The organism is Kosakonia beeri (genome assembly GCF_054165705.1).
The window spans coordinates 2,536,207-2,553,976 of sequence record NZ_CM135106.1 but is presented as its reverse complement, the minus strand read 5'-3'; the positions used below and the strand labels follow the sequence as shown (position 1 = coordinate 2,553,976).

General features: G+C 56.7%; 18 protein-coding genes. 5 read left to right on the top strand and 13 right to left on the bottom strand.

What is annotated here, in order from left to right:
- Positions 1-20: 20 nt before the first annotated feature.
- Positions 21-905: an aromatic amino acid DMT transporter YddG gene (yddG, locus tag ACUY4S_RS12205; RefSeq protein WP_312686817.1), complete on the top strand. Its 885-nt coding sequence runs from the start codon at positions 21-23 to the stop codon at positions 903-905.
- 35 nt (positions 906-940) lie between these two features.
- Here the strand turns inward: yddG and ACUY4S_RS12200 are convergent, their stop codons facing one another.
- On the bottom strand, positions 941-2,425 hold the full coding sequence (locus ACUY4S_RS12200; RefSeq protein WP_458022729.1) for a SmvA family efflux MFS transporter: 1,485 nt from the start codon (positions 2,423-2,425) through the stop codon (positions 941-943).
- A 120-nt stretch (positions 2,426-2,545) separates the two neighbouring features.
- Here ACUY4S_RS12200 and ACUY4S_RS12195 point away from each other — a divergent pair, with 120 nt between their 5' ends.
- Complete coding sequence (locus tag ACUY4S_RS12195; RefSeq protein ID WP_458022730.1) at positions 2,546-3,121, top strand: TetR family transcriptional regulator; 576 nt, start codon at positions 2,546-2,548, stop codon at positions 3,119-3,121.
- Here the strand turns inward: ACUY4S_RS12195 and nhoA are convergent.
- From nhoA to ACUY4S_RS12175, 4 genes are all read right to left on the bottom strand, one after another.
- Entirely contained in the window at positions 3,118-3,960 is an 843-nt protein-coding gene (nhoA, locus tag ACUY4S_RS12190; RefSeq protein WP_458022731.1) for an N-hydroxyarylamine O-acetyltransferase, read from the bottom strand. The two genes, ACUY4S_RS12195 and nhoA, sit on opposite strands and share 4 nt — an antisense overlap.
- Before the next feature lie 75 nt (positions 3,961-4,035).
- Positions 4,036-5,661: an ABC transporter permease gene (locus tag ACUY4S_RS12185; protein ID WP_458022766.1), complete on the bottom strand. Its 1,626-nt coding sequence runs from the start codon at positions 5,659-5,661 to the stop codon at positions 4,036-4,038.
- Between the two features lie 76 nt (positions 5,662-5,737).
- A complete protein-coding gene (locus tag ACUY4S_RS12180; protein WP_458022732.1) occupies positions 5,738-6,706 on the bottom strand; it encodes an ABC transporter substrate-binding protein in 969 nt (322 codons plus the stop codon).
- Positions 6,703-7,404, bottom strand: a complete 702-nt coding sequence (locus ACUY4S_RS12175; RefSeq protein ID WP_458022733.1) for an ABC transporter ATP-binding protein — start codon at positions 7,402-7,404, stop codon at positions 6,703-6,705. The genes ACUY4S_RS12180 and ACUY4S_RS12175 overlap by 4 nt, the downstream gene beginning before the upstream one ends.
- A 235-nt stretch (positions 7,405-7,639) precedes the next feature.
- Here ACUY4S_RS12175 and ACUY4S_RS12170 point away from each other — a divergent pair, with 235 nt between their 5' ends.
- Positions 7,640-9,418, top strand: coding sequence for a diguanylate cyclase (locus ACUY4S_RS12170; protein WP_312686425.1), 1,779 nt, complete (start codon positions 7,640-7,642; stop codon positions 9,416-9,418).
- A 21-nt stretch (positions 9,419-9,439) separates the two neighbouring features.
- Positions 9,440-10,012 (top strand): flavin reductase family protein, encoded by a 573-nt coding sequence (locus ACUY4S_RS12165; protein WP_312686427.1) that lies wholly within the window; start codon positions 9,440-9,442, stop codon positions 10,010-10,012.
- A 16-nt stretch (positions 10,013-10,028) separates the two neighbouring features.
- On the opposite strand, the gene ACUY4S_RS12160 is transcribed toward ACUY4S_RS12165, so the two are convergent.
- The 5 genes from ACUY4S_RS12160 to ACUY4S_RS12140 form a co-directional block, all read right to left on the bottom strand.
- Positions 10,029-10,964 carry an alpha/beta hydrolase gene (locus ACUY4S_RS12160; RefSeq protein WP_458022734.1) on the bottom strand — a complete coding sequence of 312 codons (936 nt, stop codon included), beginning with the start codon at positions 10,962-10,964 and terminating at the stop codon, positions 10,029-10,031.
- Positions 10,965-11,108: 144 nt separating this feature from the next.
- Positions 11,109-11,339 carry a tautomerase PptA gene (pptA, locus tag ACUY4S_RS12155; protein WP_312686431.1) on the bottom strand — a complete coding sequence of 77 codons (231 nt, stop codon included), beginning with the start codon at positions 11,337-11,339 and terminating at the stop codon, positions 11,109-11,111.
- Between the two features lie 53 nt (positions 11,340-11,392).
- Positions 11,393-12,013 carry a glutathione S-transferase family protein gene (locus ACUY4S_RS12150; protein WP_458022735.1) on the bottom strand — a complete coding sequence of 207 codons (621 nt, stop codon included), beginning with the start codon at positions 12,011-12,013 and terminating at the stop codon, positions 11,393-11,395.
- A gap of 31 nt (positions 12,014-12,044) precedes the next feature.
- Positions 12,045-12,572, bottom strand: a complete 528-nt coding sequence (locus ACUY4S_RS12145) for an AAA family ATPase (RefSeq protein WP_312686436.1) — start codon at positions 12,570-12,572, stop codon at positions 12,045-12,047.
- Entirely contained in the window at positions 12,569-13,582 is a 1,014-nt protein-coding gene (locus tag ACUY4S_RS12140) for a LacI family DNA-binding transcriptional regulator (RefSeq protein WP_312686438.1), read from the bottom strand. The genes ACUY4S_RS12145 and ACUY4S_RS12140 overlap by 4 nt, the downstream gene beginning before the upstream one ends.
- 319 nt (positions 13,583-13,901) lie before the next feature.
- Between ACUY4S_RS12140 and ACUY4S_RS12135 the strand changes: the two genes are divergently transcribed.
- The gene (locus ACUY4S_RS12135; RefSeq protein ID WP_312686441.1) at positions 13,902-15,098 is read left to right on the top strand and encodes an L-talarate/galactarate dehydratase; all 1,197 of its coding nucleotides are present in this window, start codon (positions 13,902-13,904) and stop codon (positions 15,096-15,098) included.
- A gap of 83 nt (positions 15,099-15,181) precedes the next feature.
- Here the strand turns inward: ACUY4S_RS12135 and ACUY4S_RS12130 are convergent, their stop codons facing one another.
- From ACUY4S_RS12130 to ACUY4S_RS12120, 3 genes are read right to left on the bottom strand one after another with little or no spacing between them, the layout of a single operon-like run.
- A complete protein-coding gene (locus ACUY4S_RS12130; RefSeq protein ID WP_312686444.1) occupies positions 15,182-16,078 on the bottom strand; it encodes a transporter substrate-binding domain-containing protein in 897 nt (298 codons plus the stop codon).
- 9 nt (positions 16,079-16,087) lie between these two features.
- Positions 16,088-16,861, bottom strand: coding sequence for an amino acid ABC transporter ATP-binding protein (locus ACUY4S_RS12125; protein ID WP_458022736.1), 774 nt, complete (start codon positions 16,859-16,861; stop codon positions 16,088-16,090).
- Positions 16,845-17,768, bottom strand: a complete 924-nt coding sequence (locus ACUY4S_RS12120; protein WP_458022737.1) for an amino acid ABC transporter permease — start codon at positions 17,766-17,768, stop codon at positions 16,845-16,847. The genes ACUY4S_RS12125 and ACUY4S_RS12120 overlap by 17 nt, the downstream gene beginning before the upstream one ends.
- Positions 17,769-17,770: the final 2 nt, after the last annotated feature.

Below are 17,770 nucleotides of genomic sequence, written 5' to 3'. Positions count from 1 at the left end.
CGAACCCAATACGAGCAGCAATGAATAAAAAACGCGCAACGCTAATTGGTTTACTGGCGGTATTATTATGGAGCACGATGGTCGGCTTTATTCGTGCCGTGAGTGAAGGTCTTGGCCCCGTCGGCGGCGCGGCAATGATTTATACCCTTAGTGGATTATTGCTCATTGTGACGGTGGGTTTACCGAATGTGCGCCATTTCCCGCGCGGTTACTTGCTCGCGGGCAGTGTGTTATTTGTCAGTTATGAGCTGTGCCTTGCCCTGTCGTTGGGGTTTGCCGCCAGCCGCCAGCAGGCAATAGAAGTCGGCATGGTGAATTATTTATGGCCAAGTCTGACCATTGCCTGCGCAATATTATTTAATGGGCAGAAATCGTCATTGTGGGTAGTGCCTGGGTTATTACTGGCGTTACTTGGTGTGTGCTGGGTATTAGGTGGCGAGAAAGGATTAAACATTGCGGATATACAACAAAATATTCTCTCCAACCCGCTCAGTTATGCGCTCGCCTTCGCCGGTGCCTTTATCTGGGCTATTTACTGTACGGTGACGACGAAATATGCCAAAGGCGCCAATGGCATTACGCTGTTTGTATTGCTGACTGCCGCCACGCTGTGGATTAAATTTGCCTTCACCCCGCAGCCGGAAATGGTATTTACCCTGCCGGTGGTGATCAAACTGTGCATGACCGGGATAGCGCTGGGCTTTGGATACGCTGCGTGGAATGTCGGCATTTTGCATGGCAATGTAACGGTGCTGGCGGCAGCGTCCTATTTTACGCCGGTGCTCTCTTCGGCCCTGGCGGCATTCGTGTTAAGCGCCCCGCTGTCGTTTGCTTTCTGGCAAGGGGCGCTGATGGTCTGTGCCGGTTCGCTGCTTTGCTGGTGGTCAACCCGCCAGCGGGCGTGACTCAGCCCATGGCGCAGGTTGCCCTGCGCCGACATTCACCCTTTGACCTTCGCCAGACTGAACCAGATACCCGTCGCCAGTATCAGCAGTATCATGCCCGCCGTGCTCAGCGCCACGCTGTGCGAGCCGATAAACGCCGTTTTAGCGGCCGCAATAATACCCTGAGCCAGCTCCGGTGCGCTCTCCTGCGCCAGCCGGAAGGCTTCGCCAGGTGATGAAGAAGCCTGTTCGGCCGCCTGCGGGCTTAACCCCGGCGGAAGCTGGATAGATGCGGCAAAGCTGCGGCTTAAAATCAGACCAAAAACGGCAATACCCAGTCCTGCACCCAGTTCGTACGACATGGCTTCAATCGCCCCCGCCGCAGCCGCTTTCTCTTTTGGTGCAGCGGCCATGATCGCGGCGGTAGACGCCAGCAAGGCACTGGCAGCGCTAAAACCCAGCAGCGCCATTAATAGCCCGGCCTGCCAGGGTTGGGTGGCAAAGTTCGTGGCGGCAAGGCCCAGAAAGCTGACGGCACTCAATCCCATGCCGCCGGTGGCGACAATCCGCAACCCCATTTTCGACACCAGCACCCCGGCAATCGGGCCGCTAAAGCCGCTGGCCAGCATCACCGGCAGCATAAACACACCCGCGGCAAAGGGCGTAAAACCATGCACGAATTGCAGCTCTTGTGCCATCAGCAGTTCAAACCCGACCAGGGTGACCATCGCAGTGATCGCCATCAGCGCGCCGCTCAAAATGACCCGATGGGTAAACAAACGCATGTCGATCATGGGCGTGGCTGCTGCTAACTGAAGACGGACAAAGTTGACCAGCAGTGCCGTGCCCGTCAGCAACGTGCTGGCGACGATCCACAGCGGCACGCTGCCTTTTAGCGCGCTTTTGGCGCTCCAGACCAATAACAGGATGGCGACAATCAGCCCCAGCGCCTGCGTCAGGTGCAGTGGTTGTTGCGCCAGGCCTTGTTGGCGTGGAACGTAGCGTGCGGTTAAGGCCATGACCAGTAGCACGATCGGCACGTTGATCAGAAATACCGACCCCCAGTAAAAATGCGCCAGCAGCATGCCACCGACCAGCGGCCCGAAAGCCGCACCGCCGGAACCGACCGCCGCCCAAATGCCCAGCGCGGTGTTTCGTTGCGCGGCGTGGGCAAAGGTGGTGCGGATACCCGCCAGGGTTGCCGGAACGATCATTGCCGCGCCCACGGCCAGCAGCGAACGGGTTGCAATCAGCCAGCTGGCGCTGGTGGCGAACGCCGCCAGCAATGAGGCAATGGCAAACAACGCGCTACCAAGCAGCAGCAAACGTTTGAAACCGATTTTGTCGCCCAGGGCGCCCATCGGCAACACCATGCCTGCCATGACCAGTGAGTAGATATCAATGATCCAAAGCAGTTCATTTCCGCTGGTGTTCAGTGCCGCGCTGAGCGTGGGGACCGCGACATGCAGCACCGTGGCATCGATGGCGACCGGAATATACACCAGCACAATGATGACCAGCGTTAACCACTGACGAAACATAACTCTCTCCATCGTTTAACTATTCTGGACACGCGTCCAGAATGGCGATCCTACGTAATGTTGAACGTGTGTCCAGCTTTTTGTTACACTCGTTGCCTCTCTGTTTGGCTTGAGATTGTTATGGCTTATTTACATCGTGACGATCGCCGGGAGGTGATCCTGCTGGCGGCAATGCGGGTCGCGCTGGCCGAGGGGTTTTCCGCCATGACGGTGCGGCGCGTTGCGACCGAAGCCGGCGTGGCGACAGGCCAGGTGCATCATCACTTTAGCTCGGCCAGTGCGCTGAAAGCGCAGGCGTTTATCCGGCTGATTGACGCCCTGCTGGAGGTCGAAGTGGTACCGGCCACGGCTCCGTGGCGCGACCAGTTACATGCGATGCTGGGGAGTGATGAAGGCGGCCTGGAACCCTATGTTCGTCTGTGGCGCGAAGCGTTGTTGCTGGCCAGTAAAGATCCGGAAATCAAAGGCGCTTACCTGATAACGCTGGAAATGTGGCACGACAAAGTGGTGGAACTGATCGACAAAGGCCATGCGGCGGGAGAGTTTACCCGGCAGGACCCGGCTCAGGAGATCGCCTGGCGGCTGATTGCTTTCGTTTGCGGGATGGACGGAATTTGCATGCTGGGACTGCCAGATGTCGATGATGCGGCATTTAATCGGCATCTGGCCGTGATGATTACCCAGGCATTGTGCTAAGCCTGCACGCCGTGCAATTCAAACCTCGACATCACCGTTTCAAGGTCTTGCAGGCTAAAACCGTACTTGGCATCGTTCACGCCAAGGCCAAAACGCGTTTGTAAGGTTTCGTACAAGGCCGCCACGTCGGGCAACACCTTCTCCTCCAGAACCTGCCCCTGCCGCCAGTGGGTAAAGTGAAAATTGGTCAGCGTCAGTTTTACGCCATCCGGCAGATGGCGGCACATCAGTAAATGATGACGGAAGTGCGATGCAGGCCAGTGCGCCGAATGGAAATTGCCCATGACAAAATCAGCCTGGTATTGCTGCCCCATCTCAAACTGATACATTGACTGCCAGCGTTCGTGGTGGCGGAATTGCAGCACCCAGTCGTCCCCCGCGCGTTGCAAACGGTACAGTCCGTGGGGCGTGGCCTGTTCACTGTCGGCTTGCAAACGGATGGGCGCAGTCAGCGTCTGACCGCCAAACCCGACATCCGCAATCCACGGTTCGCCGTCAAGCTGAACCAGTAACAGGCGGTGGGTACGCGGCGGCATTTGCGACGGGTTTGATAACACCACCCTGCCCAGCAAACTGCGCACCTCAAAACCGATCGCTTTTAATGCTCGCTCAAACAAGCCGTTCTGCTCAAAACAGTAACCGCCGCGACGGGCAACCACCAGTTTTTGGAAAATCGCCTCCTCACTGAGTTCAATCTCGCGAGGTAAAACCACATCCAGATTTTCAAACGGAACGGCACCATTGTGATGCAAATGCAGCGCACGCAGCGTGTCCAACGATACATCGGGCGTCGAGTTCCAGCCAATCCGGGCCAGATAAGCGGTTAAGAAAGGGGTCATACCGGCTCCTTGCAAATGTTGTTCCTTGGTTATAACGCATTTTTTACCCGGTACCGGTAAATTTGTGCCGCTGAATTATCGCTTCGTGCTGCGTTGCATAATCCCGAGCGCGGTGAGCATTAAAAGTAGCCCGGTGATCAGTGTCAGGGTTGCCATTGCCATCCCCTGCCCAACCGAGCCTTGTTCAAACTGCCGCCAGATAAACACGGCAACCGTTTGTGTGCCTGCAGGAGCCAGTAACAGCGAGGTAACCAGCTCGCGTGAGGCAATGGCAAAGACCATTAACATTGCTGCCAGCATCGCCGGGAAAATCAGCGGCAGCACAATCAAACGCAGCGCCTGGAACGCGGTCGCCCCGTGAACGCGCGCCGCAGGCTCAAGATTGCCCCCAAGCTGGCGCATGGCGCTACCGATATAGCGCACGGGCCACGGCAGGAGCAGGCAACAATAGGAGAGTAATAAAATTGCCCAACTGTTGTAGGGGGAGATCGGCCAGAACGCGCGGTTCCACAGCAGGATCAACCCTACGCCAACCACCACGCCCGGTAACGCAGCGGGCATCAGCGACAGCGCATCGATGATCGTGCGCCCCTTGATCTTCTGCAACACCACCAGCCAGGCGGCGCAAAGCCCTAATAGTCCGGTGATCAGCGCTGCCGCCAGCGCCAGTGACAGACTGGTGCCGAGCGCCGGGAGTGCGTCTCCACGTTGCGCGAACAGTGCGGTGATGTGTTTTAGCGTCAGGTTATCCAGCGACAATCCGCCCGACAAGGTGGCACTAAAACCGGTCACCGCCATCGATAAACCGGGCACCACCACTGCGAGAAAAGCGATCGCCGCCATGATGAGCACCACCGGCACCGTCGCCAGCCCGAGCCGCGCGCCAATATGCTCTGTTGGTTTGCCGGACACGCTGGTCACGTCTTTCTCACCGGTTAGTCTGCGTTGCAGCCACCAGCCGCTGAGCGCAATCACCATCAATACCACCGACAACAGCGAGGCGCCAGGCAAGTCAATCGGCCAGTCGGCCAGCTTCTCCTCAATGCCGACGGTGAGCATGATCACACCGGCGCGTGAACCCAACGCTGCGGGCACGCCGTACTCCTCTACAGCAAGGGTGAACGCCAGTAGCATGCCTGCCGCCAGCGCTGGAGACAGCAAGGGCAACGTGATCTCACGGAATGCCCGCCAGGGCGTAGCACCATGCACGCGCGCTACCCATGCGAGACGCTGCCCGCTGGCGAGCAGGCTGCGTGAGACGGCAAAATAGACCACCGGAAAGATATTCAGCGTCATGACCAGCACCATGCCGCTTTTGCTGAACAGCAGGTTGTTTAAATTCACCCCGGTCAGTTGCATCAAATAGCCCTGCGTTTGCAGTACCAGCATCCATGATAAGGCGGCAATATATGGCGGTGTTAAAAACGGGATCAAAAACAGCAGATCCCACAGTTTTGGGCAGGGAAGATCAAACAAACCGCGTGCGACGCCAGCCGGTAAGCCAATAACCGCACTGAGCAGCGCCACGCCAAAAGCAATCTGTAATGTGCCGCTAAACATGGCGGGTAATTGCGGCTCTGCCAGTAACGTCGCGACAGAGGCAAAGGCACCGTTGAACGCGCCAGCGCTAAAGTGCGGAAAAACAGCCTGCAAAAGAATAAACAGCAACGGTAGCGCCACCAGGATGACCAGCAGCACCATCGTTACCCGCGCAATCACATTCTGGTTCACGGCGGATGTCCTGAATGCGGGGTCGCCCCCGCCTGTGTCGAAAGGATTAGTGGGCGAACAGCGTATTGAAGCGTTTGAGTACCTCACCGCGTTCGCTGGTACCGCTGCTCTGGGTTGGCAGCACGTGCAGCTCGGTAAACAGCGGGCGTTTGGCTTCAACGTCGGTGCGGGCCGGCATCAGCCATGCGTCGGCGACCATTTTTTGCCCTTCCGGCGACAGCACGTAGTCAATAAAGGCGTTGGCATCTGCCGCATGCTGCGTCGTTTTGAGGATCATCATTGGGCGTGGTGCAATCACTGTGCCGCTGGCCGGAAAGATCACTTTCAGGGATTCACCCTGCGCAATATTGCCGTAAGTCACATAATCCACTGCGCCAAACACCGCCGCTTTTGCTCCCTGCATTACCGGCGTTACGGCTTGTGCGTTCGGGCCGCTGACGACCATGCCGTTCTTTTTCAACGCATCAAATAACTGCCAGGCGTTATCACCCATGCCGTTTTGCAGGCCAATCAGTAAGTCCAGCGAGGCGCCGGAGAGGGCAGGATCGGGCGTGGTCACTTTGTCTTTAAAATCGGCAGAGGTGAGATCCTGCCACTCTTTCGGTTCCGGCGTACCACTTTTGGTATTCCAGACGATCCCCAGCGCCGAAATGCCTTGCGCTACGTAGTCGGCACTTTTGAGTGTTGCCGGGACGTTTTCCGCATTGGCGCTGTTAAATGGCAGCAGCCAGCCACGCTGGTGCAGATCTTCTGCGGTATCCCAGGAGGCGGAGATCAGAATGTCCGCCTGCGGGTTGGCTTGCTCCGCCTCAAGACGTGCCATCACTTTGCCAGTGGTGGCCTGGAAGATATTGACCTTTACGCCCGTTTTCTGCTCAAAGCCGCTGGCAAGGCTTTTCGCCAGCGAACCGGGGCCAGCGGTGTATACGGTCAGCGCATGCGCGCTGGACATCATCATGGATGACAGCACCATGGTTAAAACGACTCCTTTTTTGACGGACAGTAAGGCTTTCATGCAATTTCCCCTGAGGATGAAGTCACTGTGAGTACCGATTCGACGCTGCCTGTGGCGAGATGGACAATACGGTCGGCCAGCCATTCGGCTTCGCGGCGATCGTGCGTCACATAAACTGCCGTAGTGCCGATTTGCCGCAGCAGTTGCGCCATCTCATGACATAAGGATTCGCGTAATGCGCTGTCGAGGTTGGAAAGCGGCTCATCAAACAACAGCACGCGAGGCTCTGCGACAATGGCGCGTGCCAGCGCAACACGCTGTTGCTGGCCGCCTGAGAGATCGGCAGGTTTCCGTTGGGCAAAGTCGGCGAGGCCTACTCTTGCCAGCGCCTGCGTCACCCGCTGTTCGCGTTCGCGGCGGAGTACATTGCGCATTTTCAGCGGGAAGGCGACGTTTTGCGCCACATTCATATGCGGCCACAGGGCGTAATCCTGAAACACCATGCCGATGTCACGGGCTTCCGGCGGCAGTGACCAGCCCGTTTTCGCCACCAGACGATCGCCGAACCAGATCTGCCCTTGAGCCGGTTGAGCAAGCCCTGCCAGCAGGCGCAGCAAGGTGCTTTTTCCGCAACCGGATGGTCCGAGCAGCGCCACAATGGAGCCAGCCTGGATATGCAAATCGATATGATTGAGAACGGTATGGGCGCCAAAAGCGTAAGAAACACCGTCGAGGCGGATGTCAGTGAATGCGTCCATTAGCACCCTCCCGCAAGCGGAAGCCGTGATAAACCCGTGACGCGATGGCCACAGGACGCATCCACCTGCACAAAAGTCAGGGGAGCAAACATAATGCTATCCTCTTTGGGATTTGATTGCGGCTGACTATAAGCAGCGAATGTGACGAAGAAATGACGTGATTATTGCCATTGATATATATGGCATAATCTAAACTCATATCAATTAATCCCCCACCCCCTAAAAAGGCAATCTCGTGCGTATTGCGACAATTACCAATTTTGCTTATGTCGCCACAGTGGTCTTAACGCTCAGCTCCGGCGTAGCGTTATTTCTGGCCTCGAATGCAGAACGCGCGGAACGCGCTGCGGTGGCGAATAGCCGTACGGTTGATGAACTGACGGACAATCTGGAACGTGAAGCCTGGGCGCTCAGTGAGTTAGCGCGTGAGGCCGTGATCAAGAAACAACCGGAGATCGTTCAGAGCTGGAAAACACGCCAGCAGGAAGACATCGACCTGGAAAATCACCTGGTGGGGCTGCGTGATAATGGCGCATCCAGTGCTGAGCTTCTGATCCTGCGCGACGGGCTTACCACGCTGGATCAGCTTGAAGATGAGCAGCGCATCGCCATTGCCGATGTGGAAGCCGGCAAATATGCAGATGCTATGGAACTCATGTACAGCGCCAGTTATGAAGAGCGGTTATCGGAAACGGAATATCGCTTTGCCCATTTCCGCAGTCTCTCGGATCAACGGGTGCAGGCAGCCATCAAGGATGCCACCGAACGCTCATTGCGGTTGCGTACGCTGTCAGAAATCATGGTTGGCCTGACGGCCATTCTGTTTCTTTTCGTGCTCGGGTTTATTATCAAACACCGCATCTTGCGCCCGGTGGTCACGCTTAGCGACGTGGTTAACCGGCTGGCGACGCAGGATTATGCGGTCGAGGCGCCGGTCCTGGCGCAGGTCGATGAGATTGGCGATATGGCGCAGGCCATCCGTATTTTCCGCGAGAACGGGCTGGCACGTCAGCGGCTTGAGCAAGAGCGCGACGCCGAATGGGGGACGCGTACTCTGCTGGCACGAATGACCCAGCGTCTGCAGGGTTGCGACTCGCATACTGCCATTATCAAAGTGGTGAGTCGGTTTGCGCCGAAAATTATTCCCGATATGGGTGGCCGCCTTTATATTCTCGACAGCCGCAAATCGCGCATGAAATGTGTGGCGCGCTGGGGCTTGCCGCCGGGCGACGATCCCGCTTTTTCGCCGGAGCACTGCTGGGCGCTGAAACGCGGGCAATTGCACAGCCCCCTGCTGGATCCCGTGGATATGCCCTGCGAGCATATTTCGCCCGATATCGCTGCGCGGGCAATTTGCGTACCGCTCAATGCGCAGAACAAGAGCATCGGTCTGCTGACCTTTGATAATTACACGCCGGACAAAGAGCCGCCGTATGTCTACCTGGAACTGCTGGCGGAGACGCTGGCGCTGGCGCTGGCTAACCAGTTCCTGCGCGATACGCTGACCGAAAAAGCAACCTATGATTCACTGACCGGGTTGCGTAACCGTCACAGTCTGGACGAAACACTGCGCAATCTGCTCGATCAGGCCATGATCGACGGTACCCAGCTCAGTTGCCTGATGGTGGATGTCGATTACTTTAAGAAACTGAACGATCTGCACGGTCATGAGGCTGGCGATAAAGTGTTGCGTGAGCTGGCGCGCTTGATCACCGATACGGTGGAAGATAAAGGTCTGGCCTTCCGTTACGGTGGTGAAGAGTTTTTACTGGTGCTGCCAAATACCCAGGAGGCGCAGGCGCGGGAGATCGCCGAACGGCTGCTGAATAATGTGCTCAGGCATCATATGATCTATGAGTCCCATGATATTGGCCCGGTTTCCGTTTCGATTGGGCTGGCCACCTGGCCGCGTCATGCCCGTGCCGACAACCTGGTGCGGGCAGCGGATCTGGCGCTCTATCTCGCTAAAGAACAAGGACGCGGGCAAATTGTGGTTGCCCGTAGCGCCGGATAACCCTCACAAGAAGGAGCCGCTATGAGTCATTTTCGTCCTGTTGCATTGGAACATGCCAGTCGTCTGCTGAATCACGGGCCGACTGTGCTCATTACCAGCCGCGATGATCAGATTGACCGCCGCAATGTGATGGCGGCGGCGTGGTCGATGCCGGTGGAGTTTTCCCCGCCCCGCATAGCTATCGTTGTGGATAAAAGCGCCTGGTCGCGCGAACTGATCGAGCGCAGCGGTATGTTTGGCATTGTGGTGCCGGGAGTGGCTGCCGCTAACTGGAGCTATGCGGTTGGCAGCATTACCGGGCGCGATGAAGATAAATTTAACTGTTATGGCATTCCTGCGTTTGCCGGGCCGGTGCTTGGGTTGCCGGTCATTGAAGAGAAATGTCTTGCCTGGATGGAGTGTCGCTTGTTGCCGCCCACCGCCGCTCAGGAGAAATACGATACGCTGTTTGGCGAAGTGGTGTCGGCCGCCGCCGATGAGCGGGCGTTTATTAACGGGCGCTGGCATTTTGACAATGACAACCTGAACACCCTGCACCATCTCGGCGGCGGCAACTTTGTCACCAGCGGCAGGCGTCTGACCGCAGGTGAATAACCCATAGATGTGGGCGTTAGTCCGCTAGCGCTTCTATCCAGTTCATCGCCAGTTCCGGCCAGAGCCGGGCTGGCTTGTCTTTCACTCCGCGAATGCCAAAACCGTGCTGTCCCTGACTGAACAGGTGCAGTTCGGTCTGTACCTGGTGCGCGTGCAGCGCGTTAAACATCACCAGCGAATTCTCTACCGGTACCGAAGGATCGTCGACCGCATGCAATAAAAAGGTCGGCGGCGTTTGTGCCGTCACATTCAGCTCGGGTGAATAGTGCCTGATCTGTTCTGGGGTCGGCGCCGCGCCAATCAGCGCAGTGCGTGATCCGGCATGCGCAATGGTTTTGTCCATAGAGATCACCGGGTAGCCAAGGATGACGAAATCGGGCCGTGCGCTTTGTTGATCAATCGCATCCTGAGCGGGATAAACAGTTTCGTCATAGCGCGTTTCAAGACTGGCGGCGACATGCCCTCCCGCGGAGAACCCCATTACACCGATTTTGCGCGGGTTGACCTGCCACTCTGCAGCGCGAGCGCGCAGCGTACGCAGCGCGCGTTGTGCATCTGCCAGCGGCGCATTTGCCCCCTCTGTATGGCCATCTTCCGGCATGCGATAAGTCATCACGAACAGTGTGTAGCCCCGATCGTTGAACGGTTTCGCCAGATCGCTCCCCTCTTTATCCAGCACTACGCGTTTGTAAGAGCCACCCGGCGTGACCAGCAATGCAATGCCATTTGCGTGTTGCGGTCGGTAAACGGTAATTTGCGGCGCGCGGATCCCGGTTACGGCGCGATCATGTTCCGCAGGATCTTTACTCCGTTCAAGGAGGGTAAAACTGACCGGGCTATTTTTAGCTCCGGGTGCCTCTCCGCCAGGCCAGACGGGAAAGCTGGTCGGGGCGGCGTGAGCGTGGCTTGCAAACAGTAAGGCAACGGCGAAAAGCGTCGGTAACGGGTTCATAGGCATCTCCAGAATGAAAATGCCTGTTTATCATTTGCCCGTTAAATGAAAATCGAGCTTCGCCACAAAACGGTGTTTCAATTTAATTGAAAATATCAGTATGCGACGATGACATGCATAACGGCGTCGTCCGTGTGCTGAGGGTTACATACTGTAGCCCGGTTTCTTAATCAGTTGCGCCATATGCGGAGCGATGTCGGTATCCCAGACCTGGGTTTGCCACTCCTCCGGGGCTACCGGGGTGAGCGCGACACTGATCGAACTCTCTTTACTGTTCAAATGGCGTATGATCACGTCCGTGATCTCCGTTGCGAGAGCCGTTTTTTGTTCGTCATTTAAGTCGCGGGGAAAACATTTGATATCAATGTGCGGCATAGCCAACTCCTTGTGTGAAGAGACGTTACAGTAACACAGCCGCCCGGCGCGACTTATCCAATAATGTCGTTACTGCGCAGCACGTTTTGCAGTTCCGGCAAGGCGCAAACCACATCAGCAATGGCGCTGATCTTTGGTGTGTTCTCCTGAAACCACTGGTGACGTGGGCCCCAGGTACGCATGACACAGAGATAGATATCCAGCAGTGTGATTTCCTTACCCAGGGCATACGGCGCGGCCTGAAGCTGACTTTCCAGCCAGAGATACAGCGACTTGCGATAACTCATGCAGCTTTCGCGTAACTGGTCAGGTGCATCTGGCGTCCAGCGTTCCGGGTAGTCGGCATAAGTAAATGTCGGGTAGACGTTTGCCACCAGCCAGACCAGTAATCGCCAGAACTGCTGGCGCTCCGGCGTGCCAGCTGCGGGAGCAAGATCGGGACGGGTGTCCAGGATCATCAGCGCCACCGCTGCAGATTCCGTCATGACACTGCCATCGTCCAGTTGCAAGGTGGGTACCTGACCCAGCGGGTTGAGTTTAAGCAGTGCGTCCCGCTGAGGGCCGGGTTGATCAAAACCGTCGACGTTGCGAAACCGATACGGAATGTTTGCCAGCGTCAGCATTACTTCACTGATTGCCGATCCCCAGCCGGGGACGCCATAAACCGTTAACATAAGGACTCCTGGGTAAGGATGAACCCTAAGTTTAGGTCAGGGAGGCAAGAAAGGCATCTGCCTGCTGCGGACTGGTAATGCGAACGAAACGCAGATGCTGATAACGTGGATCGGCCATGTCCTGCGCATAGCGCTGGCGGTTTTTGCGCCAGGTTTTCAGCATCCACAGGATAATTGACTCCCGGCTGAAAAAAACCCGACGCAGGCTCTCCCGGTTACCGGTATTTGGCCACAGCTCCCGGCGACTACGGGCGCGGTCAATGGCTCTTAGCGTTACCTGGCGCAAGGTGCGCCAGAACCCGTAATCTACCCACACCACAATATCGACATGGCGCCATTTAATGTCGCGGCTGCGGTTATAGTTGCCATCCAGTACCCAGCCTGGCTGCGCCAGTAGCGCTTCAAGCCGGGCGTACAGCTCGTCGTCTGGCGTGCCCTGCCAGTTGGGCCGCCAGTAGAGCAGATCCATTTCGATATATGGCACGTTCAACTGGCTGGCAAGACGCTTCGCCAGTGTCGATTTACCGCTGCCGCTGGTGCCAATCACATTAATTCTCACGCCGAGTCCCTTTCGATAAAATGAAAACCGATATCGACAATTTCGTCGTCGATACTGAGCCCTTCTATACGGTCTGCCAGCATGGTAGCCGCGCGCTGCCCAATAATTTGCCGGTCAACGCTGACGGTGGTGATAGCGGGTTGATTCCCGGCGGCAAAATCGAGATCGCCAAAACCAATCACTGCGACATCCTGCGGCACCCGCAACCCGCGAGACTGCGCTTCAATAATGGCTCCCTGCGCGAGGGTGTCTGAACTGCAGACAATCACGTCAAACTCACCCAGCGCAAGTAATTGCGCCAGCCCTTCGCGACCCGAGGTAAAGCGCGCGGGGAGTGCGACATCAACAGTCTGCGGCTCAGTAAGACCGTTGCGCGCCAGCGTTTCGCAGAGGCCCTGTTTACGCTGCGCGGCACGTCTGTCTACCGTCCATAACAATCCCGGCCGGCGGTAGCCTTTACGCAATACGTAATCCGCTGTGGCCTGGCCGACTTTTTCATGGGAGAACCCGACCAGCATATCCAGTGGCGTGGGGGTGAGATCCCAAATCTCTACCACCGGGATACTGGCGTTCAGGATCACCTTTTTCAGGTCGGTCGAATGGTGAATACCGGTCAGCACAATGCCATCGGGACGGCGTGATAAGAGCGCCGCCACCAGCTCAGCCTCTGTCTGCTGTGTGTAACCGGCCACGCATAACAGCATATGGTAACCGCGAACTGCCAGCTGATCGCTGATGGCCTGAATGGTATCGACAAACATATTGTTATTGATTTGCGGCACCACCACGGCAATCAGTCTGCTGCGGCGGGAGGCCAATCCGCCAGCTAATGCATTCGGGATATAACCGGTGGCTTTGACGGCGGCGAGCACCTTTTCCACGGTTTTGGGACGCACCTGTTGCGGCGTGTTAAGCGCCCGACTTACAGTCATTGAAGAGAGCCCCGCCGCCCGGGCGACATCTTCGAGTGTTGGCGCACGCGGCGGAACAGGACGGGATGATTTCGACATGATCACTCACAAGGTTTGAACAGGCTTTTCATATTCGTAGCCACTCTGTTTGTATTATACCCCTTTCTTCTGACATTGCCTCTCTGGCCGCTAAATCAGTGAGTTAGCGCCATATTTTGCCTGTTGATGTTAGCGATATCATTTATGCTGTTGTTTTAGCTGCCTGAAGCTAATAACGTGACAGCAATAACAATTAACCCCACGGCATGCTCAATATTTGTGATCGCCTGTGCATAATTAGCGCAGAGCTCTGGTCAGGATTTGTCGCTGATCCTACAAATGTTAGCGCAATCATTTATTCTGCTATCAGGAGCCAACGATGGGTGTCAGTGCCAATTCCAATGCTGTAAGTTATGCAAAAACCGCAGGGGTAAAAACCGCTGCCGAAACCGGTGACCGTATTGCATGGGTGAAACTCTCCCTCGCCTTCCTGCCGCTTGCTACCCCGGTCAGCGATGCAAAAGTGCTGACCGGGCGGCAGAAGCCACTGACAGAGGTGGCGATTATTATTGCGGAAATCCGCAGCCGCGATGGATTTGACGGTATCGGTTTCAGCTACTCAAAACGTGCCGGGGGCCAGGGAATTTATGCCCATGCCAAAGAAATCGCCGACAATCTGCTGGGTGAAGATCCGAACGATATCGACAAGATTTACACCAAACTGCTGTGGGCGGGAGCGTCCGTCGGACGAAGCGGCATGGCTGTACAGGCCATCTCCCCTTTCGATATTGCCCTGTGGGATATGAAAGCCAAACGCGCCGGGTTACCGCTGGCAAAACTGTTAGGGTCACACCGTGATTCCGTTCAGTGCTACAACACCTCCGGTGGTTTCTTGCATACCCCGCTCGATCAGGTGCTCAAAAATGTGGTGATCTCGCGTGAGAACGGCATCGGCGGGATTAAACTCAAAGTCGGCCAACCGGACACCAAAGAGGATATCCGCCGGCTGACGGCGGTGCGCGAAGCGCTGGGCGATAACTTCCCGCTTATGGTGGATGCAAACCAGCAATGGGATCGCGAAACCGCCATACGCATGGGGCGCCAGATGGAGAAATTTAACCTGGTCTGGATTGAAGAGCCGCTGGATGCCTATGACGTTGAAGGCCATGCGCAACTGGCCTCGGCGCTGGATACGCCCATTGCAACCGGCGAAATGTTGACCAGTTTCCGGGAGCATGAACAGTTGATCCTGGGGAATGCAAGCGACGTCGTCCAGCCTGACGCCCCCCGCGTAGGGGGCATAACCCCCTTCCTCAACATTATGGATCTGGCAGCGAAACATGGCCGTAAACTGGCCCCACATTTTGCCATGGAGGTGCATTTGCACTTGTCGGCGGCCTATCCATTGGAGCCGTGGCTGGAGCACTTCGAATGGCTGAACCCGCTGTTTAATGAACAGCTGGAACTGCGTGATGGCCGGATGTATGTTTCTGATCGCCATGGTCTGGGGTTCACCTTGAGTGAACAGGCTCGCGCCTGGACGCAGGCAAGCTGTGAATTTGGCCTGCGTCCGTAACCCCGCATTTTTTGCTCACACAGGCGCTGGCAAGGCGGAACGCGGTTTCGTAACGCCACGCCCGTCGAAACCGCATTATTTGTTTAGTCGTAGGTGATCCCCGGTGGATTCACCTGCGACTGTGTCACCGCTTCCCCCTGCTCTCCCCAGCGCGCCAGCACCTGCTGATACTCGCCGCGGGCAATCGCACCATTCAGCGCGGCTTGTAAGGCATAAACCAGGCCATTGCCTTTTTTGGTGGTGGTCGCCACCCAGGCTTTCTTCGGCCCTAACCCAACCACTTTGGTGGCCCCGTTGAGCGCCGCTTTATACGCTGCCACCGATTGCGGGCCAAACACCACATCGGCTCGCCCGGACTGGATATACAGGTTGCCGGAGGCATCGTCAGTCAGGTAAATCGGCTGTGCAGGTTGACGCCCTGCGGCACGGTTCTCCTCATTCCAGCGCAGCAGAATACGTTCCTGATTCGTACCGGAGCCGACTATCACTTTTTTCCCCGCCAGATCCTGCGCGCTGTGGATGGCTGCGACAGGACGGGTGGACTTGACCGAAAAGGCCAGCGAGTCTGCGCGGTAAGTGGCAAAATCAAACTTCTCTTTACGCGCTTCGGTGACCGCAATGTTCACCAGCGCGACATCGTAACGCCCCGAGGTAATGCCGAGCGGCCAGTCCTCCCAGGCAGTGGGAACCAGTTTCAGTTTTAACCCCAGGCTTTGTGCTAACAGGTGAGCGATATCCGGATCGCTGCCAATGCGTGTGCGATTATCGCTGGCCAGTAACGCCAGCGGCGGGGAATTCAATGCTGAGATCGCCACAGTCAATGTTCCCGGCTCTACGAAACGGTAACCCGGTGGGATTTTGGCAATGGCCGCCGCATCTTGCTGCACCGCCAGCGGGTGTTCATTGGCTTTCAAATCAATCTGCCCGGCAGCAAAACAGCCGGTACTTAGCAGCAGTAGCCCCAGTAATCCCTGTTTCATGATGTCTCCTTACAAGACCTTAGATAAAAACTGACGTGTGCGCGGATGCTGCGGATTATTCAGAACCGCGTCACTGCTGCCCTGCTCGACGATCCTGCCGTCGACCATAAACACCACCTGATCCGCCACTTCTCGGGCAAAGCCGATCTCATGCGTGACCACGACCAGCGTTGAGCCGGCCCGCGCCAACTTTTTAATCACATCCAGTACTTCGCCGACCAGTTCCGGATCCAGCGCCGAGGTGGGTTCATCAAATAACATCACCCGCGGGCGCAGCGACAGTGCGCGGGCGATGGCGATACGTTGCTGTTGCCCCCCGGAGAGATGTCGCGACCAGGCATCGGCTTTATTACGCAGGCCAACCACATCCAGCAGTTGCCAGGCCTGTTCAATCGCCTCTTTGCGCCGCATTTTTTTATGGGCGATGGGCGCCTCAATCAGGTTTTCCAGCACGGTCAAATGCGGAAAGAGATTGAAATTCTGAAAGACAAAACCGACATTGGCCCGCTGGCGCAGGATCTCCTTCTCTTTCAGTTCATACAGCTTGTCGCCCTGTAACCGATAGCCGATGTACTCGCCATCAATGCGGATAAACCCTTCATCGACACGGTCCAGATGATTAATGGTGCGCAGCAACGTGGATTTTCCCGAACCTGACGGGCCGAGGATCACCGTGACTGACCCCGGTGGGATCTCCAGCGATACCGCATCCAGTGCTTTATGGCGGCCAAAGTATTTACTGACGCCAGTAATGGAAATATGACCATTAAGTGAGGTTGGCATGCACAGGCTCCTGAGTTTGCGTGACACGCGACGGGGAAGAAATGCGCACCCGCGAAGGGTTAATGGCTGAACGGCGTTCGCTGCGCGCCAGCCAGCGCTCAACCAGAAACTGGATCGCAGACAGCACACTCGTGATCACCAGGTACCAGACTGCGCCTACCATGAGCAGCGGGATCACTTCCTGCGTGCGGTTGTAGATCATCTGGATGGTGTAGAACAGCTCCGGCATCGCCAGCACGTAAACCATCGCCGTGCCCTTGGCGAGACTGATGATTTCGTTAAAGCCGGACGGTAAAATGGTGCGCAGCGCCTGGGGCAAAATAATGCGCAATGTGCGACGCCATGCCGGAAGCCCCAGCGCGGCGGCGGCTTCATACTGACCGTGGTCGACGCCGAGAAAGCCCCCGCGAATGATCTCTGCGGTATAGGCGCTTTGCACCAGCGTCAGCCCGACAGTCGCCGTTGAAAACTGCCCCAGCACATTAATCGTTTCATAGCTTGCCCACTCGATGCCGGTAAACGGAATGCCCAACGACAGCCGGTCATACAGATAGGAAAAGTTATATAAAATGATCAGCACCACAATGAGCGGCAGCGAGCGGAACAACCAGATATACCCCCAGGCCAGGCTGCTGAGTAGCCAGGATGATGACAGCCTTGCCAGTGCCAGCAGACCGCCAAAGAAAACACTCAGTACGGTGCCTAACAACGTCAGCAACAGGGTTTGCCCCAGTCCTTCGAGGATCACCGGGTCGAAAAACCAGCGGGCAAACACCGCCCATTCCCAGCGCGGATTAAAGGCCACCGACTGCACAATTGCCGCCAGCACAAACAGGGCGACCACCGCGCCAATCGTCCGTAGCGGGTAGCGTGCGGGCACCACTTTTACCGTTTCTGTCGTTTTCATGC

Bases quoted from the DNA above. Each gene is read 5' to 3' on its own strand.
- yddG (WP_312686817.1), top strand. From the start codon at position 21: ATGAATAAAAAACGCGCAACGCTAATTGGTTTACTGGCGGTATTATTA.
- ACUY4S_RS12200 (WP_458022729.1), bottom strand. From the start codon at position 2,425: ATGTTTCGTCAGTGGTTAACGCTGGTCATCATTGTGCTGGTGTATATT.
- ACUY4S_RS12195 (WP_458022730.1), top strand. From the start codon at position 2,546: ATGGCTTATTTACATCGTGACGATCGCCGGGAGGTGATCCTGCTGGCG.
- nhoA (WP_458022731.1), bottom strand. From the start codon at position 3,960: ATGACCCCTTTCTTAACCGCTTATCTGGCCCGGATTGGCTGGAACTCG.
- ACUY4S_RS12185 (WP_458022766.1), bottom strand. From the start codon at position 5,661: ATGGTGCTGCTGGTCATCCTGGTGGCGCTACCGTTGCTGTTTATTCTT.
- ACUY4S_RS12180 (WP_458022732.1), bottom strand. From the start codon at position 6,706: ATGAAAGCCTTACTGTCCGTCAAAAAAGGAGTCGTTTTAACCATGGTG.
- ACUY4S_RS12175 (WP_458022733.1), bottom strand. From the start codon at position 7,404: ATGGACGCATTCACTGACATCCGCCTCGACGGTGTTTCTTACGCTTTT.
- ACUY4S_RS12165 (WP_312686427.1), top strand. From the start codon at position 9,440: ATGAGTCATTTTCGTCCTGTTGCATTGGAACATGCCAGTCGTCTGCTG.
- ACUY4S_RS12160 (WP_458022734.1), bottom strand. From the start codon at position 10,964: ATGAACCCGTTACCGACGCTTTTCGCCGTTGCCTTACTGTTTGCAAGC.
- pptA (WP_312686431.1), bottom strand. From the start codon at position 11,339: ATGCCGCACATTGATATCAAATGTTTTCCCCGCGACTTAAATGACGAA.
- ACUY4S_RS12150 (WP_458022735.1), bottom strand. From the start codon at position 12,013: ATGTTAACGGTTTATGGCGTCCCCGGCTGGGGATCGGCAATCAGTGAA.
- ACUY4S_RS12140 (WP_312686438.1), bottom strand. From the start codon at position 13,582: ATGTCGAAATCATCCCGTCCTGTTCCGCCGCGTGCGCCAACACTCGAA.
- ACUY4S_RS12135 (WP_312686441.1), top strand. From the start codon at position 13,902: ATGGGTGTCAGTGCCAATTCCAATGCTGTAAGTTATGCAAAAACCGCA.
- ACUY4S_RS12130 (WP_312686444.1), bottom strand. From the start codon at position 16,078: ATGAAACAGGGATTACTGGGGCTACTGCTGCTAAGTACCGGCTGTTTT.
- ACUY4S_RS12125 (WP_458022736.1), bottom strand. From the start codon at position 16,861: ATGCCAACCTCACTTAATGGTCATATTTCCATTACTGGCGTCAGTAAA.
- ACUY4S_RS12120 (WP_458022737.1), bottom strand. From the start codon at position 17,768: ATGAAAACGACAGAAACGGTAAAAGTGGTGCCCGCACGCTACCCGCTA.